This window comes from Arthrobacter sp. Hb9-2 (genome assembly GCF_059091165.1).
This window is the reverse complement of record NZ_JBNHGJ010000120.1, coordinates 1-249: the sequence shown is the minus strand read 5'-3', so window position 1 is coordinate 249 and position 249 is coordinate 1. Positions and strand designations below refer to the sequence as shown.

Annotated in this window: 1 rRNA gene; it reads left to right on the top strand. The window is 55.4% G+C overall.

The annotated features are described in order from the left end of the window. Nucleotides 1–74, top strand: a 16S ribosomal RNA gene (locus AC5RV1_RS21480); the annotation flags it as partial. Nucleotides 75–249 lie beyond the last annotated feature (175 nt).

Here is a 249-nt window from a genome sequence, read left to right as displayed (position 1 = left end):
AGGTGGGACTGGCGATTGGGACTAAGTCGTAACAAGGTAGCCGTACCGGAAGGTGCGGCTGGATCACCTCCTTTCTAAGGAGCACCTACAAGCATCCGCCCGTTGAATGACGGGGGGGAATGTTTGTCAGGAGTATATGCCCGTTGCGCAGGCGTTTGTTCTGCGGCGGGTGCTCAAGGGTGGAATATCAACGAATAGCGGTCGCCTGGTTTCTTCTCTGCCCAGTACGGATGCTTTATGTGTCCTGGA